The organism is Collimonas sp. (assembly GCF_044339385.1).
Lineage (GTDB): Bacteria > Pseudomonadota > Gammaproteobacteria > Burkholderiales > Burkholderiaceae_D > Collimonas.
In genome coordinates this window covers 1-24333 of sequence record NZ_JBIIVN010000234.1, presented here as the reverse complement: position 1 = coordinate 24333, position 24333 = coordinate 1, and the positions used below count along the sequence as shown (strand labels likewise).

The 24333-nt window shown below is 60.3% G+C and carries 26 protein-coding genes and 2 pseudogenes; 22 read left to right on the top strand and 6 right to left on the bottom strand.

Annotated features, from left to right (window positions below; translation table 11 throughout):
• From ACIQ0R_RS12390 to ACIQ0R_RS12285, 22 genes and pseudogenes are all read left to right on the top strand, one after another.
• Positions 1 to 193 (top strand): annotated as a pseudogene (locus ACIQ0R_RS12390) (conjugal transfer protein TrbC); the annotation flags it as partial.
• Between the two features lie 79 nt (positions 194 to 272).
• Positions 273 to 704 (top strand): IncP-type conjugal transfer pilin TrbC, encoded by a 432-nt coding sequence (gene trbC, locus ACIQ0R_RS12385; protein ID WP_395827922.1) that lies wholly within the window; start codon positions 273 to 275, stop codon positions 702 to 704.
• Positions 705 to 1016 carry a conjugal transfer protein TrbD gene (locus ACIQ0R_RS12380; protein ID WP_395827919.1) on the top strand — a complete coding sequence of 104 codons (312 nt, stop codon included), beginning with the start codon at positions 705 to 707 and terminating at the stop codon, positions 1014 to 1016.
• The gene (locus ACIQ0R_RS12375) at positions 1013 to 3550 is read left to right on the top strand and encodes a VirB4 family type IV secretion/conjugal transfer ATPase (protein ID WP_395827915.1); all 2538 of its coding nucleotides are present in this window, start codon (positions 1013 to 1015) and stop codon (positions 3548 to 3550) included. The genes ACIQ0R_RS12380 and ACIQ0R_RS12375 overlap by 4 nt, the downstream gene beginning before the upstream one ends.
• Positions 3547 to 4317 carry a conjugal transfer protein TrbF gene (locus tag ACIQ0R_RS12370; protein ID WP_395827912.1) on the top strand — a complete coding sequence of 257 codons (771 nt, stop codon included), beginning with the start codon at positions 3547 to 3549 and terminating at the stop codon, positions 4315 to 4317. Before ACIQ0R_RS12375 ends, ACIQ0R_RS12370 begins: the two co-directional genes overlap by 4 nt.
• A 12-nt stretch (positions 4318 to 4329) precedes the next feature.
• A complete protein-coding gene (trbG, locus tag ACIQ0R_RS12365) occupies positions 4330 to 5214 on the top strand; it encodes a P-type conjugative transfer protein TrbG (RefSeq protein WP_395827909.1) in 885 nt (294 codons plus the stop codon).
• A gap of 2 nt (positions 5215 to 5216) precedes the next feature.
• Complete coding sequence (locus ACIQ0R_RS12360; protein ID WP_395827906.1) at positions 5217 to 5696, top strand: lipoprotein; 480 nt, start codon at positions 5217 to 5219, stop codon at positions 5694 to 5696.
• 6 nt (positions 5697 to 5702) lie between these two features.
• Positions 5703 to 7100 carry a TrbI/VirB10 family protein gene (locus ACIQ0R_RS12355; protein WP_395827903.1) on the top strand — a complete coding sequence of 466 codons (1398 nt, stop codon included), beginning with the start codon at positions 5703 to 5705 and terminating at the stop codon, positions 7098 to 7100.
• Positions 7101 to 7118: 18 nt separating this feature from the next.
• On the top strand, positions 7119 to 7895 hold the full coding sequence (gene trbJ / locus ACIQ0R_RS12350; protein WP_395827939.1) for a P-type conjugative transfer protein TrbJ: 777 nt from the start codon (positions 7119 to 7121) through the stop codon (positions 7893 to 7895).
• Between the two features lie 11 nt (positions 7896 to 7906).
• The gene (trbK, locus tag ACIQ0R_RS12345) at positions 7907 to 8113 is read left to right on the top strand and encodes an entry exclusion lipoprotein TrbK (protein ID WP_395827900.1); all 207 of its coding nucleotides are present in this window, start codon (positions 7907 to 7909) and stop codon (positions 8111 to 8113) included.
• A gap of 8 nt (positions 8114 to 8121) precedes the next feature.
• Positions 8122 to 9828 carry a P-type conjugative transfer protein TrbL gene (gene trbL, locus ACIQ0R_RS12340; protein ID WP_395827897.1) on the top strand — a complete coding sequence of 569 codons (1707 nt, stop codon included), beginning with the start codon at positions 8122 to 8124 and terminating at the stop codon, positions 9826 to 9828.
• Positions 9829 to 9847: 19 nt separating this feature from the next.
• Positions 9848 to 10075 (top strand): TrbM/KikA/MpfK family conjugal transfer protein, encoded by a 228-nt coding sequence (locus ACIQ0R_RS12335; RefSeq protein WP_395827894.1) that lies wholly within the window; start codon positions 9848 to 9850, stop codon positions 10073 to 10075.
• Positions 10000 to 10449, top strand: a complete 450-nt coding sequence (locus ACIQ0R_RS12330; protein WP_395827936.1) for a TrbM/KikA/MpfK family conjugal transfer protein — start codon at positions 10000 to 10002, stop codon at positions 10447 to 10449. The genes ACIQ0R_RS12335 and ACIQ0R_RS12330 overlap by 76 nt, the downstream gene beginning before the upstream one ends.
• Before the next feature lie 15 nt (positions 10450 to 10464).
• Positions 10465 to 11052: a muramidase gene (locus ACIQ0R_RS12325; RefSeq protein WP_395827931.1), complete on the top strand. Its 588-nt coding sequence runs from the start codon at positions 10465 to 10467 to the stop codon at positions 11050 to 11052.
• Positions 11049 to 11297 (top strand): conjugal transfer protein TrbO, encoded by a 249-nt coding sequence (locus ACIQ0R_RS12320; protein WP_395827891.1) that lies wholly within the window; start codon positions 11049 to 11051, stop codon positions 11295 to 11297. The genes ACIQ0R_RS12325 and ACIQ0R_RS12320 overlap by 4 nt, the downstream gene beginning before the upstream one ends.
• A gap of 80 nt (positions 11298 to 11377) precedes the next feature.
• Positions 11378 to 11698 (top strand): hypothetical protein, encoded by a 321-nt coding sequence (locus ACIQ0R_RS12315; protein WP_395827888.1) that lies wholly within the window; start codon positions 11378 to 11380, stop codon positions 11696 to 11698.
• A complete protein-coding gene (locus tag ACIQ0R_RS12310; RefSeq protein ID WP_395827885.1) occupies positions 11692 to 12405 on the top strand; it encodes a TraX family protein in 714 nt (237 codons plus the stop codon). The genes ACIQ0R_RS12315 and ACIQ0R_RS12310 overlap by 7 nt, the downstream gene beginning before the upstream one ends.
• A 12-nt stretch (positions 12406 to 12417) precedes the next feature.
• Positions 12418 to 12864, top strand: coding sequence for an OmpA family protein (locus ACIQ0R_RS12305; RefSeq protein ID WP_395827882.1), 447 nt, complete (start codon positions 12418 to 12420; stop codon positions 12862 to 12864).
• A 104-nt stretch (positions 12865 to 12968) separates the two neighbouring features.
• On the top strand, positions 12969 to 13343 hold the full coding sequence (locus ACIQ0R_RS12300) for a hypothetical protein (protein ID WP_395827879.1): 375 nt from the start codon (positions 12969 to 12971) through the stop codon (positions 13341 to 13343).
• A gap of 15 nt (positions 13344 to 13358) precedes the next feature.
• Positions 13359 to 13652: a hypothetical protein gene (locus ACIQ0R_RS12295; protein ID WP_395827876.1), complete on the top strand. Its 294-nt coding sequence runs from the start codon at positions 13359 to 13361 to the stop codon at positions 13650 to 13652.
• Positions 13653 to 13812: 160 nt separating this feature from the next.
• Positions 13813 to 14373, top strand: a complete 561-nt coding sequence (locus tag ACIQ0R_RS12290; protein ID WP_395827928.1) for a recombinase family protein — start codon at positions 13813 to 13815, stop codon at positions 14371 to 14373.
• On the top strand, positions 14370 to 14843 hold the full coding sequence (locus ACIQ0R_RS12285) for a thermonuclease family protein (protein WP_395827873.1): 474 nt from the start codon (positions 14370 to 14372) through the stop codon (positions 14841 to 14843). Before ACIQ0R_RS12290 ends, ACIQ0R_RS12285 begins: the two co-directional genes overlap by 4 nt.
• A gap of 94 nt (positions 14844 to 14937) precedes the next feature.
• On the opposite strand, the gene ACIQ0R_RS12280 is transcribed toward ACIQ0R_RS12285, so the two are convergent.
• The 6 genes and pseudogenes from ACIQ0R_RS12280 to ACIQ0R_RS12255 form a co-directional block, all read right to left on the bottom strand.
• Complete coding sequence (locus tag ACIQ0R_RS12280; RefSeq protein ID WP_395827870.1) at positions 14938 to 19155, bottom strand: zincin-like metallopeptidase domain-containing protein; 4218 nt, start codon at positions 19153 to 19155, stop codon at positions 14938 to 14940.
• On the bottom strand, positions 19146 to 19556 hold the full coding sequence (locus ACIQ0R_RS12275; RefSeq protein ID WP_395827867.1) for a conjugal transfer protein TraD: 411 nt from the start codon (positions 19554 to 19556) through the stop codon (positions 19146 to 19148). The genes ACIQ0R_RS12280 and ACIQ0R_RS12275 overlap by 10 nt, the downstream gene beginning before the upstream one ends.
• A 24-nt stretch (positions 19557 to 19580) precedes the next feature.
• Positions 19581 to 21638, bottom strand: a pseudogene (locus ACIQ0R_RS12270) (DNA topoisomerase 3).
• Between the two features lie 11 nt (positions 21639 to 21649).
• Entirely contained in the window at positions 21650 to 22186 is a 537-nt protein-coding gene (gene traF / locus ACIQ0R_RS12265; protein WP_395827864.1) for a conjugative transfer signal peptidase TraF, read from the bottom strand.
• Positions 22183 to 24093 carry a type IV secretory system conjugative DNA transfer family protein gene (locus tag ACIQ0R_RS12260; RefSeq protein ID WP_395827861.1) on the bottom strand — a complete coding sequence of 637 codons (1911 nt, stop codon included), beginning with the start codon at positions 24091 to 24093 and terminating at the stop codon, positions 22183 to 22185. Before ACIQ0R_RS12260 ends, traF begins: the two co-directional genes overlap by 4 nt.
• Positions 24090 to 24203 carry a hypothetical protein gene (locus tag ACIQ0R_RS12255; protein ID WP_395827925.1) on the bottom strand — a complete coding sequence of 38 codons (114 nt, stop codon included), beginning with the start codon at positions 24201 to 24203 and terminating at the stop codon, positions 24090 to 24092. The genes ACIQ0R_RS12260 and ACIQ0R_RS12255 overlap by 4 nt, the downstream gene beginning before the upstream one ends.
• Between the last annotated feature and the right edge of the window lie 130 nt (positions 24204 to 24333).

Sequence of the window (24333 nt, the reverse complement as noted above, 5' to 3'; positions counted from 1 at the left end):
CGTCTTGATCTTCGGCGGCGACCTCAACGGCTTCTTCCGCACCTTGATTTTCTTGGTGCTGGTCATGGCCCTGCTGGTCGGCGCACAGAACGTCATGAGCACCTTCTTCGGTCGCGGCGCTGAAATCACGTCGGTTGGCGATGCTGTGCTTCACCAGGCTGCCGCCTTGATGACTTCCGGGAGGCTCGCGTAACCGACAGAGAACACCACTTTCCACCTTAACCAAGCACTTCGCAGTTCAACAAAACCAATCTCTTTTAGGAGTAGATCAAATGCAATTCACCCTGTCCCGTCAACCCGTTGCACTGAACCGCAACACCCTTTTTCAGCTCGGCCTGTTCCTTTTCCTGGCGTTCATCTTCTTGGCCCCGCAACACGCCTTTGCATCGACCGGAACGGGCGGCTCGCTGCCCTATGAGTCATGGCTGACCAACTTGCAAAACTCCGTGACCGGGCCGGTGGCGTTCGCGCTGTCGATCATCGGCATCGTGGTTGCGGGCGGCGTCTTGATCTTCGGCGGCGACCTCAACGGCTTCTTCCGCACCTTGATTTTCTTGGTGCTGGTCATGGCCCTGCTGGTCGGCGCACAGAACGTCATGAGCACCTTCTTCGGTCGCGGCGCTGAAATCGCATCCCTGGGCAATGCAGTGATCCAGCAGGCCCAAGCTGCTACCTCCCTGGTTACTGGTCGGATGGTGGCGTAAATGTCCCTGCGCACGATCCCCATTCGGCGGGCCGGTAATCGACACAACCTGTTCATGGGTGGAGATCGTGAACTGGTGATGTTCTCTGGCCTGCTGGCATTCGCGCTGATTTTCAGCGCCCAAGAACTGAGGGCAACGGTAATCGGTCTTCTGCTGTGGTTCGGTGCGCTCTTCGCGTGTCGGCTCATGGCGAAGTCCGATCCCATGCTGCGCTTCGTCTACCTGCGTAGCCGCAAATACAAGCGCTACTACGCGCCTCGAAGCACGCCCTTCCGCGTGAATCCAAATAGCCAAGGGAAGCAATACAAATGATCCAAACCATCGCAATAACTATTGCGGCCTTGGGTGTGGTGATGCTGCTCATTTTGTATTCACGCATTCGTGCCGTGAACGACGAAATCGAGCTGCGCAAGCACCGCTCCACCGCTGCCGGGTTCGCCGATCTACTCAACTACGCAGCCGTTGTCGATGACGGCGTGATTGTGGGTAAGAACGGTACCTTCATGGCCGCCTGGCTGTACCAGGGCGACGACAACGCAAGTAGCACCGATGAACAGCGGGAAATGGTGTCGTTCCGCATCAATCAAGCTCTCTCTGGCCTTGGCAATGGCTGGATGGTGCATGTTGATGCGGTGCGCCGGCCAGCTCCGAAATACTCTGAACGCACGCTCTCGCATTTCCCCGATCCGGTATCGGCTGCGGTCGATGAAGAGCGGCGTCGGTTGTTTGAAAGCCTGGGCACGATGTACGAGGGCTATTTCGTACTGACCGTCACCTACTTCCCGCCGCTGCTCGCGCAAAAGAAGTTTGTCGAGTTGATGTTTGACGATGACGCCGTGGCCCTGAACCACAAGGCACGCACGCAAGGCTTGATTGACCACTTCAAGCGCGAGTGCTTGAGCATTGAATCGCGTCTGTCATCGGCGGTGAAACTGGATCGCTTGCGCGGCCAAAAAGTCACCAATGAAGACGGCTCCACGGTCACGCACGATGACTTCCTGCGCTGGCTGCAATTCTGCTGCACCGGCCTGAATCATCCCGTGCAGCTCCCCAGCAATCCCATGTACCTTGACATGCTGATTGGCGGGCAAGAAATGTGGGCGGGCGTAGTGCCGAGGATCGGGCGCAAGTTCATCCAGGTCGTCGCCATTGAAGGCTTCCCCTTGGAGTCAACACCAGGCATCTTGACGGCCCTCGGCGAGCAACCTTGCGAGTACCGTTGGTCGTCGCGTTTCATCTTCATGGACAACCATGAAGCCGTCGCGCACCTGGACAAGTTCCGCAAGAAGTGGAAGCAGAAGATTCGTGGCTTCTTCGACCAGGTATTCAACACGAATAGCGGCAATATTGACCAGGATGCTATGTCGATGGTGGCCGACGCCGAATCGGCCATTGCTGAAACGAATAGCGGCCTCATTGCGCAGGGCTACTACACCAGCGTCGTCGTTCTTATGGACGAAGACCGCGACAAGCTAGAAACGGCGGCGCGGTCGGTGGAAAAAGCCATCAACCGCATTGGCTTCACAGCCCGCATCGAAACCATCAACACCCAGGACGCTTTCCTGGGATCGCTGCCAGGTCATGGCGTCGAGAACGTGCGCCGGCCGCTCATCAACACGATGAACCTGGCCGACCTGCTGCCGACAAGCACCATCTGGACGGGCACCAACTACGCACCGTGCCCGATGTACCCGCCGCTGGCCCCGCCGCTGATGCAGTGCGTTACGCACGGTGCCACGCCGTTCCGCTTCAACCTCCATATCCGCGACCTCGGGCACTCGTTGATGTTCGGCCCGACGCGGGCCGGCAAATCGACGCACCTGGGCATCATCGCCTTGCAGTTCCTGCGCTATGAAGGCATGTCGGTCTATGCCTTCGACAAGGGCATGTCGATGTACCCGACGACGAAAGCCGTTGGCGGCAATCACTTCTCGGTCGCGGCCGACGATAGCAAGCTGGCGTTTTGCCCCTTGCAGTTCCTGGGCACCAAGGGCGACCGCGCTTGGGCAATGGAATGGCTCGACACCATCTTGGCCCTCAACGGCGTGATTACCACGCCTGGCCAGCGCAACGAAATCGGCAACGCCATCATGAGCATGCACGAGAGCGGGGCGCGCACCCTCTCCGAGTTCGTGCTGACGATCCAGGATGAGCCCATCCGTGAAGGCATCAAGCAGTACACCGTGGACGGCATGATGGGTCACTTGCTCGATGCCGAAAGCGACGGCCTGTCGCTCTCCAAGTTCACGACCTTTGAAATTGAAGAGTTGATGAACCTGGGCGAGAAATTCGCGCTGCCGGTGCTGCTGTACCTCTTCCGTCGCATCGAGCGCAGCCTTGTCGGCCAGCCCGCCGTCATCATCCTTGACGAAGCCTGGATCATGCTGGGCCACCCCGTTTTCCGCGACAAGATCAGGGAATGGCTCAAGGCATTTGCCAAGAAGAATTGCCTTGTGCTGCTGGCTACGCAGAGCCTGACCGACGCGGCCAACAGCGGCATCTTGGATGTGATCGTGGAATCCACGGCCACCAAGATTTTCTTGCCGAACGTCTACGCACGCGACGAGGACACGGCCGCCTTGTATCGCCGCATGGGCCTCAACACACGGCAAATCGAAATCATCGCTACAGCCATTCCGAAGCGGCAGTACTACTGCGTTTCGGAAGCTGGCCGCCGCCTTTATGACTTGGCCCTTGGCCCGCTCGCGCTCGCCTTCGTCGGTGCAACCGACAAGGAATCCATCGCAACGATTCAACGCCTTGAAGCGAAGTTTGGCGATGACTGGACGCATGAATGGCTGGCAAGCAGGGGATTGAAATTTAACGACTATGGAGTGACAGCATGAGCTTTGCAGAAACGATCAAGGGCTTGATCCTCAAGAAGCCTCGCAACAGCGACCAGCGCCGCAACAGCAAGTCGCTGGACGGTGGTAGACGCCAAGGGGAGAACGAGAATCCCTACCTGGCCGCACGCCGCACCTGGAACGATCAAGCGGCCGCCAACGTGGCGAACCGCCAAATGTGGCAAGTGCTCGGCATCTTGGCTTTGATGATCGCGCTGGCCGGTGTCGGCGGCGTGATCTACATCGGCAGTCAATCGAAGTTCGTGCCGTATGTGGTCGAGGTGGACAAGCACAGCGAAACCATCGCCGTTGCCCCGGCCCAACGAGCGGCCGACGCCGATCCGCGTGTGGTGCATGCAAGCGTGGCCTCCTTCATCAGTGACATTCGCATGGTGACGCCTGACGTGGCTTTGCAGCGCAAGGCCGTCTATCACGTCTACTCGATGTTGTCGTCCAAGGATGCGTCCACGGCCAAGGCCAACGACTGGTTGAACGGCAGCGAAGACAGCAGCCCGTTCAAGCGCGCCGAAAAGGAAACCGTCAGCATCGAAATCACCTCGGTGTTGCCGGAAACGCCTGATACCTGGCAAGTGGACTGGGTTGAAACCGTGCGCGACAGGCAAGGCGGCGTGAAGGGCCAGCCCTACAAGATGCGTGCGCTGGTCACGGTCTACACCGTTCAAACAACAACGCAAACCACGGAAGACCAAATTCGGAATAACCCGCTTGGCATCTATGTCCGTGATTTCTCCTGGTCGAAACAAGTTTAAGGAGCACTAACCATGAAAAAGTATGTTTTCGCAATGATCCTGGGCGCTTCGCCCCTTCTCGCTTTGGCTGCTGGTGACAACCCGGCCGACGCGTACTTCTCCAAGCAAAACCCGGTTTTGACGCCACAGGAGAAAGCTGCTGTTGCCATCGCTCAAAAGTGGCAAGCGACCAGTGCCACCGGCATGAAGCCAGTATCTGGCCCGGAAGGGTCTGTTCGCTTCGTGTACGGCGCGCAGGCAATCAACGTGGTGTGCGCTGTGCTGCAAATCTGCGATATCGAGTTGCAGCCTGGCGAACAGGTGAACAACCTGAATGTGGGTGATCCGCGCTTCACGGTCGAGCCGTCGATTAGCGGCGTCGGTGCCGACGAAGTTCAACACCTCATCATCAAGCCGCTGGACGTGGGCCTGGATACCTCACTCGTGGTCACGACGAACCGCCGCACGTACCACATCCGCTTGCGCTCGCACCGCACTGACTTCATGCCTCGCGTGGGCTTCACCTACACGGAAGACGCGGTTGCCAAGTGGGACGCGATCAGAACCCGCGAAGTGAAGGAAAAGCAGGAACGCACGATTCCGAAGGCTGGCGAGTACCTGGGCGACCTGAACTTCAATTACGAGGTCACGGGTAGCGCGGCCTGGAAGCCGATTCGTGTCTACAACGATGGCACCAAGACCATCCTGCAAATGCCCACAGCCATGTCGCAAACCGAAGCGCCCACGCTGCTTGTCGTTCGCAAGGATGGTGGCGTGTTCACGGACGATGAAACCGTGATGGTCAATTACCGCATCCAGGGTGATCGCTACATCGTGGACACGATTTTTGACAAGGCCATCTTGATTGCCGGCGTCGGTGGCAGCCAAGACAAAGTAACCATCGTCAAGGGGAAATAAGCATGCGCAAATTCTTCTTCCTGGCGTTGCTCCTGGTCGGCCTGGCCGGCTGCGCAACAGCGCCCGCGCAGTATGGCAATTTCATCCAGAACAGCGCCCAAGCGAACGACAAGAAAGTGGTCGATGACGTTGTGAAAAAGCTCGCGGCCCTGTGCCCACCGGCCAGTACACGCTTTGACCTTCAACACGTCACCCCCGACTTCTTCGGCACCTACCTGGTCGAGTCCATGCGCTCCAAGGGCTATGCCGTCATGGAGTTCAAACCTGAACCCAAGACGGCCAGCGCCGCCAGCTCGGCGTCGGAACCGGCAGCGGCGGCCACGCCTGGCTTGTCGCTGTCGTACATCGTGGATCAAGTCAAAGGCTCCGATCTTTACCGGGTTACGTTGGTTATCAATCGCCAGCAATCACTTGATCGCGTCTACCAGGTAGCGCAAGACGGCGTGATCTATCCCGCTGGCTACTGGGTACGAAAGGAGTAATCAACTATGAGCGATACCAAAGAAGATCAAATGTCGCCCGACGCTTCGCCTGGCGAAGTGACAAAGAAGGCCGGCATCCGTCGCGTCAACAACATGCCCATGTACATCGTGGGCGCGTTGATGGGCGTGTTCCTGCTGGTGATGGTGTTGGTTGCTTCGGATCGAGCCGCGAAGCAGCACCAGGCCCCGGAGGCCAAGGCCGAGAAGGCCGGCAGCACCAGCATGTTCGCCAAGGAAATCGCGGGCGACCGGCCGGACGGCATCATCCAGCCGAAGGCGGCCGCACCGCTCGCAGTTCCGGGCGACCTAACCCCTCCGGGCACGCCGGCATCTGGTGCCGTCGCCATCGCAAGGCCGGGCAACCTGGACACACCGCCGACGCCGCCGAATTCGGCCGGCAATCAGCGTCTGAACGCGCCGGGATCGAGCGGGCCAAGCGACGACGAACGCAACCGCATCCGCATCATGAAGATGCAGCAGTTCGATGAAGCGGTGAAAGCCAAAACCATCGTTAATGCCACTGCGCCCCGCAGCTCCGGCAACAGCGCCGCACCGGCTGGGTCGATGGAAGACACGGTTGCGAAACTGGCGGCCGTTCGGCAGCAGATTGCGGCCAACGCCAGCAATGACCCCACAGCGGCCTACAAGGCGCGTCTGGCGATGGTGCAAAGCTCTGGCCTGGCTGGTGGTGGATCGGGTTCTGACTCGGCACCGCAACTGCTCCAAACAGCCGCAGCCAACAACAGCATTGCTCAGTTCGGCAACAACGAGCAAGGCGACCGCTGGAAATTGGACTCCACGGCGGAAGCACCTCGTTCGCCTTATGAACTGCGCGCCGGGTTCGTCGTTCCTGGCACGCTGATTTCAGGGATCAACTCCGAATTGCCCGGCCAGATCATGGGCCAAGTTGCGCAAAACGTGTATGACACGGCAACCGGCAAATATCTGTTGATTCCGCAAGGCTCTCGCTTGGTTGGCGCTTATTCTAGCAGCGTCGTATATGGGCAATCCCGCGTTTTGGTTGCATGGCAACGCATCATTTTCCCTGATGGCAAAGCGATGGATATTGGCTCGATGCCTGGCGCGGATAGCGCAGGGTATGCGGGATTCAATGACCAAGTGAATAACCACTACATCCGCATTTTCGGGTCTGCGTTCTTGATGTCAGGCGTGATTGCCGGGGTGAGTTTGAGCCAGCCGCAGCAAAGCGCGAATTCCCAAATTACTGCCGGCAGCGCAATGAGCCAAGCACTGGGGCAACAACTTGGCAGTGTTACGGCTCAGATGATCGCCAAGAATTTGAACATCGCCCCGACGCTTGAAATTCGTCCCGGCTACCGTTTCAACATCGTCGTGACAAAGGACATGACGTTTTCCAAGCCCTACCAGTCGTTTGACTATTAACCAGAAGGAGTAATGAGTATGAAGAACTTCGCCAAGAAAACTTTAGCCGCTAAAGTCGCGCTCGCGCTGGCCCTTACCGGCCTCCCTGGCGTCATACCTCAAGCGTATGCGGGCCTCCCAGTTATTGACACCGGGAATCTGACGCAGAACATCATCAGCGCGCTTGAAAACGTGGAGGCGGTGGCGCAGCAAATCCAGCAGTACCAAACGCAGTTGCAGCAATACCAAAACATGCTGCAAAACACGACCGCGCCGCTGAGGAATATTTGGGATCAGGCGCAAGCGACGATGACGCAGCTCAATTCGGCCGTCAACTCGCTGAATTACTACAAGACCCAGCTCGGCAGCATCGATGCCTATCTCGGCAAATTTGGCGACATGTCTACCTACATGAACTCGCCTTGCTATTCGTCGGCCGGCTGCACGCCCGCCCAACGGGCCGCAATGGCTGATTCTCGCACGCTGGGCAGCCAGTCGCAGAAGAAAGCCACGGATGCCCTGTTTAAAGGGCTGGATCAACAGCAAACCAACATGGTGAATGACGCCGCCACGTTGCAGCAGTTGCAATCTGCCGCTCAAGGCGCGTCAGGGCAGATGCAGGCGATTGGTTATGCGAACCAGCTCGCCAGCAACGCAAGTAACCAGCTCCTGCAAATTCGCGGCCTGTTGATCGCGCAGCAAAACGTGATCGCAACGCGCGACCAAGCGCTGGCCGACAAGGAAGCTCAGGAAGCCGCAGCGGCTACGCAGCTCCGCACGGGCACCTATCGCGCCAGCACGGTGCAAAGCTACTAGGAGGGCAGGGGATGCGTACACAACGACTTATCGCGTTATCTCTGGCCGCAGCTCTTGCGGCCGGCCTTGCCGGTTGCGGCAAGGAACAGCCAGCGGTGGCAAGCCCAACTTGCGCCGATTTGGACAAGGTGACTGACCCGGCGCAGCGGGCCGAACTTCTCAAGAAGTGCCCGCGCTCCGGCCCTGTATTCAAGCCCAGTCCGAAGAAAGACTATTGAGGTTCGACATGAAGAAACCGCCAGCCATGTTCAAAAGCGCCGCTATCCCGTTGTTCCTGTGGCTGGCGCTCTTTTCCATCAGTGCCCATGCTGCCATCGACAACGCTGGGGTTCTGGATACTGTTTTGACCCGATACCAGGCGGCCGCAAGTACCTGGGGTTCTGCAATTTCTGCTCGCGCCACCTGGTTGTTTTGGGTGCTCGCCACCATCAGCATGGTGTGGACGTTCGGAATGATGGCCCTGCGTAAGGCCGACATTGCCGAGTTCTTCGCCGAATTTATCCGGTTCACAGTCACCACTGGCTTCTTCTGGTGGCTGCTATCCAATGGCCCAGTGATGGCGACGGGCATCATGGATAGCCTGCGCACCATCGCTGCAAACGCCAGCGGAAACCCAACAACGCTTACGCCATCCGGCATTGTTGATATTGGCTTCGACATTTTCTTTAAAGCGCTCGATCAATCATCGGTATGGTCGCCGGTTGATAGTGCCTGCGGCATCTTGATTAGTGCAGTCGTGCTTGTCGTCTTGGCATTGGTCGCCGTGAATATGCTGATTCTTTTGGTCAGCGGCTGGATTCTGGCCTACGCCGGCATTTTCATTCTGGGCTTTGGCGGTGCGAAGTGGACTTCTGAAATGGCGATTGGCTATTTCAAAAGCGTCCTCGGCGTCGCGCTCCAACTGATGACGATGGTTCTGCTGGTTGGTATCGGCAAGTCTTTCGTTGACCAGTATTACACCGCCATGAGCGCCGGTATCAGCTTGAAAGAACTCGGCGTGATGTTGATTGTGGCGGTCGTGCTGCTTGCGCTCGTCAACAAGGTGCCACCCCTGATTGACGGGCTGTCTGATGGTCACATTCACGCACTGGGGAACGACTTTGGTGCCGGCGCTGCAATCGGTGCTGCGGCCGTTGGCGGCGCGGCGGTGGCTACGGCGGGCGCGGCCCTGGCGGCTGGTGCAACCAGCATGGCAGGCGGCGCACAGGCCCTCATGGCGGCCTTCTCGAAAGCCAACGCCTCCGAAAGCGGTGGTGGTGGCAGCTCCGGCACTGGCGACCTGATGGCCGCTGCGGGCGGCGTCGGTGGTGGCGGTGGTGATTCGGGCGGCGGCAGCTCCCTCGCATCGGCGATGGGCGATTCTGGCGGCGGCAGCGCCCCGATGGGCGGCAGCTCGTCGGGTGGTGGTTCGTCCAGCTCCACAGACGGCGGTAGCGAGGCGGCCGGCTCGCCCTCGGGCGGCAGCTCTGGTTCGGGTGCTGGCTCCGGGTCGGCGACGGCTGAAGCTGGCCCGCAGGGTGGCGCAAGCGCCGGTTCTGACGCCAAGAGGGCAGGGGACACGGGCGGCGCACCTGGTGAAGTGAAGTCGGCCGGTTCGCGGGCGGCGGCGGCCTCGGCTGCTGGTGCGGCAGCGGCCAAGGTCGGCCGGGTGGCGGCCGGCACGGCGGGCAACCTGGCGCAAGGATCGTGGGACGTTGCCAAGGCTAAGGCCAGCTCGATGAAGGATGTCGCGATGGATCGCATCAGCGAAACCACGGGCGGCAAGATCGCAGTGGCCATCAATGCGCGTGCCGACGCCGAAGCGGCCGGAAAAGATTCGGGCGGCGCATCTGCGACGTTCGACAACAACAGCCTGTCGGCTGGGACTGAAACCTCGGCTGACGCCGAATCCGAAGTGGCGGCCTTCCGTGACCGCGACACCAAAACCTCGTAACTGCAAAGGGGCAATAAATATGCAACGTAAAAACTTGATCGCGTCAGCCGTGGTGGCCGGCGCGGCGCTAACTATGTCGCTTCCGGCCAGCGCGCAAGACGTGCTGACGGGAGATACCCGGCTCGCCTGCGAGGCAATTCTTTGTCTCGCGTCAGGGACTCGGCCGAACGAATGTGCGCCGTCTTTGCGCGAAGTATTTTCAGCATTTCGTACCGCAAATTCTCGGACACCATCCGGGGCCGAGTGAATTTCCTGAATCTCTGCCGGGCCGGCAATCAAACGCCTCAAATGTCGTCACTGGTCAGTGCCATCGCAAACGGTGCTGGCCGGTGCGATGCCGCTTCGCTGAATCAAGAAATGTTGATGTGGAACGGTAATTACGACAGTGGCACCACGTACATCAGCAACCAGTTGCCGGATTACTGTTCTGCGTACATCAGCAACGCTTACTCGAACCTGGGCGGCCTCACGCCGAAATACGTTGGCGACCCTATGAATGGTGGCTATTGGGTGCCTGCAAACCAGTATGACGCGGCCTTGGTTGCATACAACGCCTGGCTTCTTCAACAGCAGCAGCAACAGCAGCAGCAACAGCAGCAGCAAAACCAGGGCGGCGGCTAAGAGAGGGGTTACGTGATGCCATTTATTGATCTTCCCCCACAGCTCCAAGAGCGCGTTGTGTGCTCGATTTCTGCTGCGGCCAAGTACGAGATTCCTGCGAATATCGTGCTAGCTGTCGCCGAAAAGGAGGGGGGCAAGCCGGGCCAGTGGGTACGCAATACCAACGGTACTCATGACGTGGGGCCGATGCAGTTCAACACTGCGTATTTGAGTACCCTGGGCCGGTATGGCATCACCGCTGACGATGTTGCGGCGGCGGGTTGCTATCCGTTCGATTTGGCGGCTTGGCGGTTGCGTCAGCACATCAAGAACGACTCGGGCGACTTGTGGACGCGAGCGGCGAATTACCACTCGCGGACATACATCTACAACACCACTTATCGCGCCGACTTGATGGTGAAAGCCGTCAAGTGGGCCGATTGGTTGGCGGCTCGTTTCGTGACGTATGACGTGACCAAGCCCGGCTTGCCGGCCTCGGCTCCGACTGCCCCGGTTGTTGTCACGCCAGTGGCGGCCCCGGCGCAGCAGCAGCCGGCAAAAACCGTCGCGTGGAATACCACGGGGTATGTGCCGCGCAAACTCATCATCAACGGACAACCATGAAACAGACACCAACTTTAGCGGCTAAAGGGCTTATGCAAGCCTATTGCCGCTGGGCAGAGTCCCAAGCCAAAAGCAACACGGATTTTCTTCTTTTGGGCCTCGGCCCGGTGTTCCTGGTGGCCCTGGTTCTTTGGCTGTTGCCGGCCTGGCTCGGCACAGTGGGCGCGATCATTTTGGTGGCACCGGCACTCTATGTCGCGTTCATCGTCCTGCGGGCCTACGCGATCCGCAGCGGCAAGAAGTGACCCAAAACATAGCGGCGGGTGAAGGTGCTGAGAACACCTTTCCCGCCTGACCAATCACCCGACTACAAGGAGTCGAGTTCATGGCTGATGAGAAGTCTATCAATCCGCAAAAAGTTGGTAAGCCTACCGACGTTGATCCGTTCGCACGGGCGGCTGTTTATTGCCTCCGGCGTGACGCACTTTTCATCGTGTCAAGTCTGAATCGCGGCGTAGCTGTGCAGAACGAGACAGTGAAGCGGCAGCTCGTGTTCGTGCAGTCGCAGCTTTGCACGGCATTGCTCGCCGATCCGCGTTTGAGCGAGCGCGTGAAGGCGGTAGTGCTCAAGTTCCACGCGGCTACGATCAGTGAAAGCCTGGAAGACCGGCGCGGCGCTCGGGGGCGTCAGCCAGCGGCATGCTGAACAAAGTTTCGTGGCCGCGCCTGGCTGTCTCTGATGGCTCGCTTGAGGCGTTGAAGTGGCTGGCCCTGGTGTTGATGACGGTCGATCACGTCAACAAATTCTTGTTCAATGGCACCGACGATGCAGCATTCGCCGCTGGGCGTGTTGCGATGCCGTTGTTTGTCTTTGTCTTGGCGTACAACCTGGCGCGGCCTTGTGTCCTGGAACGTGGCTCGTACCTGCGCACCATGAAGCGGCTCGCACTGTTTGGTGCCCTGGCAATACCGGCATTCGTCATCCTTGGCGGCATTCATGCGGCTCTGCGCCCGCTGAACATCATGTTTGCGCTGCTGGCCTTGACCGCCACGCTCAACTTGCTTGATCGCCGCACGGCTGGCAGCTACGCGGCGGCGGCCGTGTTCCTGGTTGGTGGTGCAAACGTCGAATACTGGTGGCCGGCGCTGGCGTTCGGCCTGGCTGTCTGGTGGTACTGCAAGCAACCGGGCGCAATGCCCCTGGCGCTCGCGCTAACGGCCCTTGCAGCGCTTTGGTTCATCAACAGCAACCTGTGGGCGTTCCTGGCCTTGCCGGTCGTTCTGGTGGCTTCCCTGGTCGATCTGCGCATGCCTCGCGTGCGCTGGGTCTTCTATGCCTATTACCCCATTCACTTGTTCGCGTTGTGCTTGATCCGCATCCCAATGAGCAAGGCCGGATACCTCTTTTTTTGATTGGAGCTTTTCATGCGCAAATTCCTCCCTCTGGCGGTCATCCTGGCCGTCTTTTCTTTGTCGCAGGCGACGTTTGCAGTCGATGCGGCCGACCCGCCCAGCTCGTTCGGCATGCCGATTTCGGCCGCTGTCATCGTGTCGTTCAAAGACAGCAGCGCCGTCTTCAAGCCCGATGCTGACCAGGCCACTCGCCTGGCCGACGCCAACGGTGCCGCGTTGGTGACGATCAGGGGCCGCACCAGTACGAACAAGCCCAGCGCGAAGGATGAGTCGCTAGCACTGTCCCGCGCCCTGTCGGCTCGCTCTTACTTGATCGCACGCGGTGTTTCACCCTTGAAAGTGGTCATCAATTTCGCGTCGGCGGCTGACTTCATTTCAGACAATTCGACGCCAGAAGGAAGGCAGGAAAACCAGCGCGTTGAAGTCGAAATGGTTTTTGTATCTCCCTTGACCAACTAACGAAGCATGGCGTTATGCGCCTCCAAACCAGGCAAAAGAATCAGCGCGTGTATTGCGCGTCTGAATATTGCAGATAACCACCAACCACTTAACAAGGAATCTCCATGAATCAAACATTCATTCGCCGTGCTGCGCTCGTATCCGTCACCGTCTTGGCGGCATTTGCTGCCGGTTGCGCCTCGGTGGCCGTGAGCGGCGATGCCATCGAGCAAAACACTACGACGGCTCTTGGCCTGGCTAAAGGCTCATTCACCATTTCTGACCGCGTGAATGACGGCTTCAAGTCGAGCTACACGGTCAAAACAAACGCCGGCAAGCAATATGGTTGCTATGTCACTGGTACGGTTTCGTATTTTGGCCGCCAAGTGTCCGATGCGGTTTGTACCGAAGTCGGAAAGTCCAGCAAGGCGGCGGCACCTAGCGCCGCGCCGGCTGGTGGTTCTTGCAATGCGCCGCTCAAGGCAGCGGGCAAGTGCTGATGAGGTGATGCCGGTATGGACTCGCTGAACTGGTATTTGATCGCAGCACTTGGAAGTGCATCCCTGCTTCTCGGCCTGGTGCTGGTGAGTCGCCGGCAACGCCGGCAACCGTCTGCATTGGTCGCCTTGGTGACGCAACGCCGCAGCTTGCGCGGCCAGTTCGTCAAGCTCCTGGGTAGCGACGAGGCCGCGCAAGCGGCCGCCCAAGACGAAGCACGGCGGTTGAATGTCAGCTCGCCCAGTCTGGAAGCGCTGACCGCAGCGGTCGAGCGCGCAGCAAAGGAACGGGAGCGCCGGCAGGCCGCGTAGCACCGAAGTGCGCTTCGCAAAAACGGTCGTTTGTGCGAAGACTTTCCAGGTCCAGAAAAAGCCCGCCTCGTGCGGGCTTTTTCTTTCGCAAAACGCTTTCTCAATTGCTCCTTCTCAATTACAGTGATGTTTTCGAGTTTTGAGAATAAAAGGTGCGGCAATGTTGATTGGCTATGCGCGTGTGTCAACGTCCGATCAGGACTTGACCATGCAGCTCGATGCACTCAAGGCGGCCGGCTGCGAAAAAGTCTTCACTGACAAGGCCAGCGGCACCAAGCTGGATCGCGCCGGCCTGGCCGAAGCCCTCGGCTTCGGCCGTGAGGGGGATTCCCTGGTGGTGTGGAAATTAGACCGGCTCGGGCGCTCGATGAAGGGCCTGGTGGATCTCGCGGCAACGCTCGAAGGCCGCAAGGTGGATCTCCGGTCGCTCACAGACGGGATTGACACCAAGGGCGCAGCTGGGCGGTTCTTCTTCAACGTCATGGCCGCACTCGCGGTTATGGAACGCGAGCTGATTCTTGAACGCACGATGGCCGGCCTGGCGGCCGCAAGACGTGCCAGCAAGGTCGGCGGCAGCAAGCGCTCGATGACACCGACCAAGCTCGATGCTGCGCGCAAATTGCTCAACGCTGGTCAGCCTCGGAAAGAGGTGGCCAGCGCCGTTGGCGTGTCGGTGGCCACGTTGTACCGACACTGCCCGGCAGGGGAGCGCGAAGCATGAAAGCACGTCGATTTTTCGCGGCCGTTGCACTGTGGTTTGCGGTGGGCATCGCGCATGCCGATTTCTCCGGCGTCGTGGTGTCGATTCTCGACGGCGATACGGTGGATGTGCTGGTAGACCGCAAGCCCGTGCGCGTGCGCCTGGCTGAGATTGACGCGCCGGAGAAAGCGCAGGCATTCGGCACCAGGTCACGGCAGGCGCTGGCGGCCGCCGTATTCCAGCAGCTCGTCACGGTGAAGACTACTGGCCTCGATCGCTACGGCCGCACGATCGGCACGATCCTGGTGGACGGGCATAGCGTGAATCGCATGATGGTCGCGCAAGGCATGGCATGGGCGTACCGGCAATACCTAGTGGATCGGTCACTGCTCGACGTGGAAGCGGCCGCTCGGTCAGGTCGCCTCGGCTTGTGGGTGGATGAGAACCCGACGCCGCCGTGGGAATGGCGGGCACAAAGGCGCAACCAGTGACGAAAAAAAGCCGCCTCGGGGAGGACGAGGCGGCGAATTGCTGCGGGTTGTCAGGGAGGAAGAACAACCGCTATGTTAGATGCGGCAAAAGTGATTATCCGATCTTTGCAGCTCTGCGCGGCCGCTCCTGTTGTTGTTCTTGAACACGCTCTTGCGCCTGGTGCTTCTCCTGCTGCTCGATCCGCACCTGGTGCTTCTCGATCACGGCATCAACAATCGAATTGACCTGGCGGTGGATGCCTTCGTGACCCAGCTCGCTCTTGGTCGCAAGGTCGTTGAAGTCGGTATGTCGCTTCATCGCGTTGAGTGCCCCCAATTGCTCGGCGCTGAGTTGTGCGCCTTTCAGCTCGGCCGTCTGCTGCTCGGTGAGCTGCACGCGCTCCGGTTCGTTCTGCGAGTCCTCCAAGGTCTTCGTGGCGCTCAGGTGCTCGCGGTAAGCCTGGGGCGTGACAGGTGGCAGCTCCTTCGGGTAGGTCGCCTCACCAGGCGCGAAGATCGGCAGCAAAACCTTGCCGCCTACAGCCTTCGCCGCTTCCTCGGCCTTGCTCCGGCCGGGATTCACGCCTTGCGTAGCTTCCAGGTGCTTGTCGTCGTCGCCGGCAATGATGATCGGCTTGTCCGGGAACTTCTCGTGCAAAGCCTTGGCAACTTGCACCAGGTTGCCCGAGTCGAACGCGGCCACGGTGGCAAAGCCCAGCGTCTGCGACAGACTGCCGGCCGTCGCATAGCCTTCGCCGATGACCAAGGCCGGGGCCTTGGCCAGCGCGTCCAGGCCGCCCACGGCATGAAAGCAGCCTTCCTTGCGGCTGTCCTTGGCGAAACGCTTGGTGCCGTCCTCCTGGATGTACTGCATCGTCCATTGCTTGCCGTTGGCGTCGGTCGCCGGGATGTAGGTTTTCTGGCCGTCCCTGTCCGTCATCACGCCGGCTTGCGGCTGGATGCCCTTGGCCTGCATGTAAGCGGTCGGCTGCGTGACCGGCACCAGGTCAGCCATTTGTCGGCCGACGCGCTGCGCGGTCTGCTCCTGCACCTTGGCTTGCTCGATTTCACGGAACTGCAACTTCGCCGCGGCTTCGGCCTGCATCTGCGCCTTTTGTTCCGGGTCAACGGCGTAACCCTTTGACTTCCATTTCATGTCGATGCCGGTCTTGTTGTTCTTGATGTAGCCGGCCGGGTGGCCGTCCAGGTGCCCAACATAGAACCCGGCTTGTTCGCCCTTCTTGTCGCCCTCAACGGCGATGCGGTGCTTCGCGCCGTCCATGACTGGGTGCTTGCCGTCGTCGACCACGCAACCCAGCGAGCGCAGCGCCTCGGCAAACTCTTCTTCTGGCGTCATCGCCGGGCCTTGCTGGCCGGGCACCTTGTCAGCAGCCCACCGCTCTAACTTTGGCATGTCGGCCTTGGGGCCGGCAAACCAGGATTTCGCAGCTTTGTCCCACATGGCACCGGCCGCCTTGGCCACGACGTGCTCGCCATAGGGCACGGCGAGGTATACGCGCTCTTTGGCGGGCTTTTGGGCCTCGGCTGGTACTTGGGCAGCCTGCGCCTGTTTTGGAGGCTCCACGGCCGCCGTATCGGCTCCCTTGGCCCACTTGGCGAACGGCGCGGCATCGACGCCGGCCGGCACGTACCAAGATTGCTCTTGTCGATCCCACTTCGCACCCAGCGTTTTCGCCTCGTCCTTCTGCTTGAACGGCACGTCGATGAAGGTCTTGACGCCAAGGCCGGGCGCTTCGGCTTGAGGCCGTACCGCGTCGGCCGCCTGCTGCTGCTCGCGGTCGAACTCGGCGATGCGCCGTTGCAAGTCTTCGTCGTTCTGCATGGCGGTGAATTCAACGTCCTTGCGGACTTCTTTGGCTGCTGAAATGTCTTCGTCGGTGCTGTTGGGATCGCGGCGAACTCGCTCTTCGTTGACACGGGCCAGCTTGGCGGCCTTGTCGTGCTCGTTGACTTGCGCGTGGGCGTCGATCAGGGCCAGCCGGTCGGCCAGCTCCTGCGCGGCCGCCTCGGTTGGGTGCGAGGCAACCAGGGCGAAAGCGTCTTCGCCTGGTTGCGCGTCGCCGCGACGTGCATACACCTGGAACGCCTCGGGCTGTTCGCCGGCTTCATCGGCGCGCATGGTTTGCCCGTCGCGCTCGATCACGCCCAAGATTTGCACCTGGCCGGTGAAGTCGCTCGGCAGGGTAGCGCCCATCGCTTTTTGCGCCGCCTCGTTGAGGGCCTGCGTGTCCACCTCGCGGGTGGCATCGCTGCCCGTCTTGAAGTCGCGCAAGGCGCTGGTAAGTTCGGCATCTGCGCGGGTCATGGTGCCGCTGTCGGCGAGCCGATCCACCAGGCGGCCGGGAATGTCCTCGATGCTGGGTTGCTTCATGTCTGCCCCCTGGGTGAATGCCTGGCTGCGCACCTGGGCCACGGCGTTGTTCAATGCTGCGCTCTGCCATTCGTGATCGGAAGTCAGGCCGGTGCCTGGTACGCGCTGGCCGCTGACGCTGGTAACGGCCTTGCCATCGCTGAAAAGCTCGGTGGTGATGGGCGTCTGCTGGCCGGCCTGGTCGGCGTAGGCGACGACATACGGCGGGTCGTACTCGCCGGCACCGCCCCGGCCGATGGTGGCCGTCAACCCGCTGGCTTGCGCGGTTGCCTTGAGGTTGTCCCAAGATTCCAGCGGGCTATAGCCCTCGTATGCGGCTTGATGCAGCTCTTGCAGCTCGGCCAGTATTTGACCTTCCTGCTCGGCCTGGCTCTGCTCCGTGGACTGCTCTTGAACCTGCTTCTGCTCAAGCGACAGCACGTAGTCTTGAATTTTTTCGGCGTCCGACGCGGCGCGGAAAATTTCAAGCGGGTCTTCCTCAAGCGCCTTGATCCAGGACGCAACGTAGGCGACGTGCTGGCCGGGATCGTGGCCGATGCCCAGCTCGTCGCCAAGGATCATGCTGGCAATCTCGGCCCGCAGCTCTTCCTTGGCGTAACCCTCGCTTCCGAATGGATGCACCAGGTCGCGGTCAAGCCGCGATTCGTGGCCCGTCCAGTGGCCCAGCTCGTGAAGGGCTGTCGCGTAGTAGCTGTCTGCGGCCGGGAACTGGCCCTTGTCGGGCAAGTGGATGCTGTCGGCCGCCGGCCGATAGAAGGCGCGGTTTTGCTCGCCGTGCTTGATGACTGCTTCCGACGCCTGCAAGATTTGCTCGGCTCGCTCCACGGGGTTCCAGTCTTGTTGCCGGCGCGGCTGCAATGCGGGAAGCCCGTCGATCTGCTCGGCATTGAACACGGTGGCGAAGAACACCCTAGGACGTTCCAGCTTGACGGTCTGCTTGATCGGCTCGCCCTTGGCGTCCAGGACGGGCTTGCCGTTGGCGTCGAGCTTGGTCTGTTCGTCGCTGAACTTCCAGTATTGGATCGGCGTGCCCTTCTCGCCCTTACGCACCTGGGCGTCAACAGTCGATGCCTGCTTGTAGGTCATCCAGCGTTGATCGGTGTGGCCCTGGCTCATCAAGTGGATTGCATTGATGCCCTTGTACCGTTTGCCGGTTGTCGGGTTGATCGGCATGACAGCGCCGGGGTCGCCGGCCTTCCACGGCTTTTGCCACGGTGCCGTGCCTTGCTTCATCTGCTCGATCAGCTTTTCAGCGACCGTTTCATGAAACGGTTTCTTGGGTTCCATATCGTTTTCCTTCTTCCTGAACAGCTCGTTCGTCGTGGGGAAGTTCTGCTGCGTCCGGGTGCGGTCGCGCAGGCCCTGTGCGACCATGCGGGCGATGCTTTGCAGGTCGTCGGCTCGCATGAGCCGCACGGGTGCAAGGCATGTCTCCTGGAATGCCTGCTGGCCTCGCTGCGCCTGGTCTGTGCCAACGTGGTGACTCGGTGCAACGCCTTCGCAATGCAGCGAATAGACCTCTTCGGCGCGCACGTCGAGCGAGCTGCCGGCGTAGCGGTCGTCAATGTCGGCCCATAGTGGCTTGAGACTGGGTTCCTCGCGTGCGGCGATGAGGCCGTCCAGCAAGGCCCGCTTCTCGCCTGGCGCAAAGGTGTTGGCCCCGTAGTGGCCCAGCACCTCATGCCGCAAGGTCAGCAGCAAGTCGCGGGCGTCGGTCATGTTCTCAAGCGGAACTTCGACGCGGCCCCGGTAGGTGCGGCCGGCGTGGGCCGTTTCCTTGGGGATGTAGCCGCCTTTCATGCCTGGCGGCACCTCCCCGGCACGCGGGCCGTACAGCTCCGTGGTGTTCTCGCGGAACTTGTAGGCCAGCTCAAGCGCGCCGGGGTAGTCGCGGATGAACAGCCGCGCTACCCCCTGTGCTTCGTCTTTGGTCAGCGGCATTTATCAACCCCCCCCTTGGCGTTGCGTCTGGCGATGGCCTCCGACACGGTTTCACCTGGCCGGAGGTCGTACAGCTCGCGGGCGTTGGTCGTGGTGATGAAAGGCGGGATTTCCGCGCTGGGGCCGTCGTCGTCCAGGAATGCCGGCTCTTCCAGGGCGTCGGCCAGGTCGTCGGTACTTCCTGCGGCGTCCAGCTCGTTCAATGCGTCTTCGCGGAACGCGCCAGCTCGTTCGGCTTCCTCGGGGTCGAACTCGGCCTGGTAGCCGGGGGTCAGCGCGTCGGCCAGCTTCTCGCGCAGCGCGGCCGCGCCGGCTGCGGTGTCGTCGATGGCCGGAACGCCCTGCAGGGCGATTTCCGGCAAGTCCTGGATGGTGATTTCACGGGTGATTTCTGCGGTCATGTTCATGCTCCTGGTCGTGGTTGATTAACTGGCTTTGCCCTTGCTGTAGTCAGGCTTCCCCTTGAGGTCGGGGTAGGTCTGATTGCATGTCGGGTAGTTGCTGCAACCCCACCAGAACATGCCCTTCTTCTTCGCACTGGCCCGGCGCGATAGACCTTTGCCGCACGCCATGCACTTGTGCAGCTCGGAGACTTTCACCGCCTCCTTGCCGCCCGCAATCGACACCGATCCGGTGTTGGCCTTCGTGACTTGCTCACGAATGAATTGCTCTTGCTTAGTGATGAAGGCGTCCAGCTCGGACGTACCCTGCTCGATGCCCTTCAACATGCGTTCATACAGTGCCGTCAGCACAGGGCTTTTCACAACCTCGGGCAAGGCATCGACCAGGCTGCGGCCCAGCGTGGTGCTGATGATTTGCTTGCCCTTGGTTTCCAAGAACTCGCGCCGCTTCAATTCGGAAATGATGGAAGCCCGCGTTGCCGATGTGCCGATCCCGTCACCCTCGCGGAGCATCTTCTTGTGTTCGGCCTCTGGCACGAACTTGTGAATTTCCTCCATTGCACGGCCTAGCGTGCCTTCGGTGAAGCGTGCGGGCGGCTTCGTCTTGGAGTTGTTCCGAGTGGCCTTGGTGCAGGCCACGTCATCGTTTTGCTTCATCGGCGGCAGGGTCTGGCTGTCGCTCGCTTCCTTGCCGCCCTCGCCTGCTTCCTCGGCGTCATCAACGGTGTACACGTCGCGCCAGCCGTTGCGCGTCGTCACCTGGCCGGTGACTCGGAAGATTTCGCCGTTCACGTCCACGGCAACGGCGGTGCTCATGCACCCGTACACCGGATAGAACTGGGCCAAGTAGGCGCGCACGATCAAGTCATAGATGCTGCGTTCTTTCTCGTTCAGCCCTGCCGCGCTGCCCTGGTGCATCGTCGGGATGATCCCGTGATGCGCCGTTATCTTGGAGTCATCCCAGGTCTTCGACTTGATAGTGGGGTCGGCCTTGTCTACCAGCGCGGCTAGAGCTGGATTGACGTGCTTGACGGCGGCCAGCACGCGCGAAGCGTCCGCGTGCTGCGACTCCGGCAAGTAGTTGCAGTCGGTACGCGGGTAGCTGGTCAGCTTGCTTTCATAAAGCGACTGGCAGGCTTCCAGCACTTCGGCGGCGGTGTAGCCGAACTTGTTGGATGCAACCAGGGTAATGTCCGAAAGCGAATAGGCTTTTGGGTGCAGCTTCTTCTTCGGTTCCTGCTTGTACTCGGTGATTCGACCAGGCTTGCCCGTCACCGCCTCGGTGAGCGCGTTTGCCACGGCAGTATCGACAAGGCGGCCTTCGCTGTCTAAGCCCGCCTGGTCTTCCTTGGCTTCCCAGCGTGCGACGAAATTGCCGTTAGCGTGCTGAATCTGCGCGGTGATGGTGTGGTACGGGATCGGCTTGAAGGCTTCGATTTCGCGGTCACGGGCCACCACGATTGCGAGGGTCGGTGTTTGTACACGGCCCACGGTGAGAAGCGCCCGCGAGCCGCCACGGCCAGCGCGCAGGGTGTAGGCGCGGCTGAGGTTCATGCCGATCAGCCAATCAGCGCGGCCGCGTGCCTGCGCCGCTGCTCCCCAGCCGTGATACTGGCTGTTGTCCTTCAATGCGGCGAGGCCGCGTTGCACAGAAACGGAATCTTGGGCACTGACCCAAAACCGTTTCACTGGCTTGTTGCTGCCGAAGTGCTCCAGCACTTCATCGACCAGCAATTAACCTTCGCGGTCGGGGTCGCCGGCATTGACGACTTCACTGGCCTGCTTGAGCAATTTCCCGATCACGGCAAGCTGCTGCTTCGCGTCGGCCCTTGGCTTCATGACCCAGGTTTCGGGGATGATTGGCAGCTCTTCGACACGCCAGAGCTTCTTGCCAGTCGTCGGGCTGGTGGGCACGGCATCCGGCGTGTAGGCGTCGGGGTCAGCTTGTTCAAGCATGTGGCCGAAGCACCAGGTAATGGTGTCGTCGCCGCATTGGATGAAGCCATCGCCCTTGCTGGTCACGCCCAGCTCGCCAGCAATGGCTTTTGCTACGCTCGGTTTTTCTGCAATGAATAAACGCATTTTCTTGTCTCCTACCAGGTAACGACCGGGGTGATGACGGTCTTGATTTGCGAACGATTGATTGGCCCGAAGTAGCGGCCATCAAACGAAATAGGGCTTACATCGGTCATGAGAAGCACTTCGTAGTCGCCCAGCGTGTAGCTGTTGGACTGGTAGCGCGGCATGGGGCGGCCGCCCTTGTCGGCCTTGAATGGCTTGCTGAACGGCAACAGGTTGCCATTCACTCGCACGCCGTCATCGGCGACGGACACAGCATCGTTTTTAGCGGCTAAAACGCGCTTCATCATGTAGCTGTAATTGCCGGGGCAGAATCCAGCGGCGATGTAGCCGCGCTGCTTGGCCTCGTCAAATACGCCCAGCGGTGGCGGGCAGAAAAGCACGTAAGCGCCCTTCTCCACTGGCGCGCTGCTCGTCCAGTACAGGCCCAGCGGGATGCTTCTGGTGGTGTTGATGCGGGCACCGGCTGCATAGCAGCCAAGACCCAGCAGCAACAGGCCAGCGCCGCCGATGGCGGTATAGACCGTGATGCGTTTGAAGAGGCGGTTCATATCGTGATGCCCTCCCCCTTCTTGACCTCGGCAACCTGGCGCAGCTTGTCGCTGTTCTTGGGCGCGGGAATGGACGCACGCGCTTGAAAGGTTGGGTCTTTGAAATACAGCGGTTGCTTGCCGTAGATCGCGGGGTAGCCGGCGACATACACAACCATGTCGCCCGCCTCGGCAATGTCGCCGCTGTCGGTCTTGACCGGCCCCGGCATGCGCAGGCATTCATCTGGCGTCAACAAGGGGCGTTGCACCTCCTGGATGGTGCGAGAGACTTGCCCCAACAACGCGCTCGTGCGGCGGCCGCTGGTGGTGATTTGTTCCTTGGCTACGGTCGTCTGGCCGGTCAGCTTAGAAAGGTGTTCTGCCGTCTCTACGCGGTTGGGTGGGTAGGCGTTCTGAACGTGGCAGTTCGACGTGATGCTTTCGTCGTGGCCGTAGCCTGTTTCTCGACTCTTGAGCTGGTTTATGTCCTGGCATATCAAGTAGCACTTGATACCGTAGCCGGCCACGAAGGCCAGCGACTCCTGCATAATTTCGAGTTTCCCGAGGCTGGGGAACTCATCGAGCATCATCAACAGCCGATGCTTGTAATGCGCGACCGGCCGGCCGTTCTCGAAGTCCATCTTGTCAGCCAGCAGGCGCACAACCATGTTGACCATGACGCGCACGAGAGGCCGCAATCGGGCCTTGTCGTTCGGCTGGGTGACGATGTAGAGGCTTACCGCGTTGTCGTCGTGCATCAAGTCTTTGATCTTGAATTCCGACTTGCTGACGTTGCGCGCCACGATGGGATCGCGGTAGAGGGCCAAGTACGACTTGGCGGTGGACAGCACCGATCCAGCTTCCTCGTCTGGCCTGTCCATCATGTCGCGGGCCGATGACCCGATGACGGGATGATTTTGGCCGTCAGCGTGGCCGTAGGTGGTCATTTCCATCCACAGCTCGCCAATGTCGCGGTTCGGGTCGGCCAACATGGCATCGACGCTGGGTAGGCTGGCCGTGGTGCCCTCGGCCTTGGCCTTGTAGAGCGCGTGCAGGATCACGCCCACAAGCAGCGCCTGACTGGTCTTCTGCCAGTGGCTTTCAAGGCCCTTGCCGTCCGGGTCAACGATCAGCGTTGCAAGGTTCTGCACGTCGCCGACTTCGTTTTCTGTACCCAGCCGGATTTCGTCCAAGGGGTTCCAGCAGATGCTTCCGCTGGCTGTGGCCGGCTCGAAGCGCAAGACCTTGTTCTTCGCGTGCTTCTGACGCCAGCCAGCCGTCAAAGCCCAAAGCTCGCCTTTCAGGTCGGTGACGACAGCGCTATGTCCCCAGGACAGCAGCGTAGGAACGACCAGGCCGACGCCCTTGCCTGAACGGGTCGGGGCGTAGCACAAGACATGCTCTGGCCCGTTGTGACGCAAGTAGTGCTGCTTGCCTTCCTTGTCGATCCACGCGCCGACGTAAACGCCGGAGCTGGTCGGGGCCTCTTTGCCGGTGATCGTCTGGAACAAGCTGCGCGTCCGTGGGATCAGGCCAGCCGCCCGAATGTCCCTGACGTTCGCCCAACGGGCAGAACCATGCAGGTATTCGTTCACCTTGGACGAATTCGCCATGACCATCTTGGCAACAGCCAAGGAAAGCAGGCCGGCGCCGGCCGTCACGACACCAATACTGCCCGCTCGCATGAAGGCATCGGGGTATTGGTGATACCACTTGCCCGCCCACTCGATGATTCCCCACGGGGCATAGATTTGGTGGATGTTCGCGCCAAGTGACGACTGGTATCTAAAGTCGTGCGCGAAAAACTGGGTTGCTGCTTGCAGCCCAGCAGCGAGAGACGCCACGGCCAAGGCAGGAATGACCTTTCCAGGCCCTTCCTTCTTGGCGCGCACATGTGGGCCTACGGCATTGTTGAACCTGTCTTTCATCTGCTTCGTCCTTTCGTTTTGATGGAACCCTTCGGCGTCACGGTGACAACCTCCCCAAGGGCAATACGCTTGAGGCTTCGGGCTGTGGCGTCGTCAACTGGCAGAACCATGACTGTTGGCGCTGATTGAATCTTGACCCAGCCTGCTGATCGAAATGTGACCCAGGGCTGGTCGCTGCGTTTTGAGTTAGCAGCTGTGGATAAGTCTATCAAACAGTTGGTGTTGAAGCACTCCTTTTTT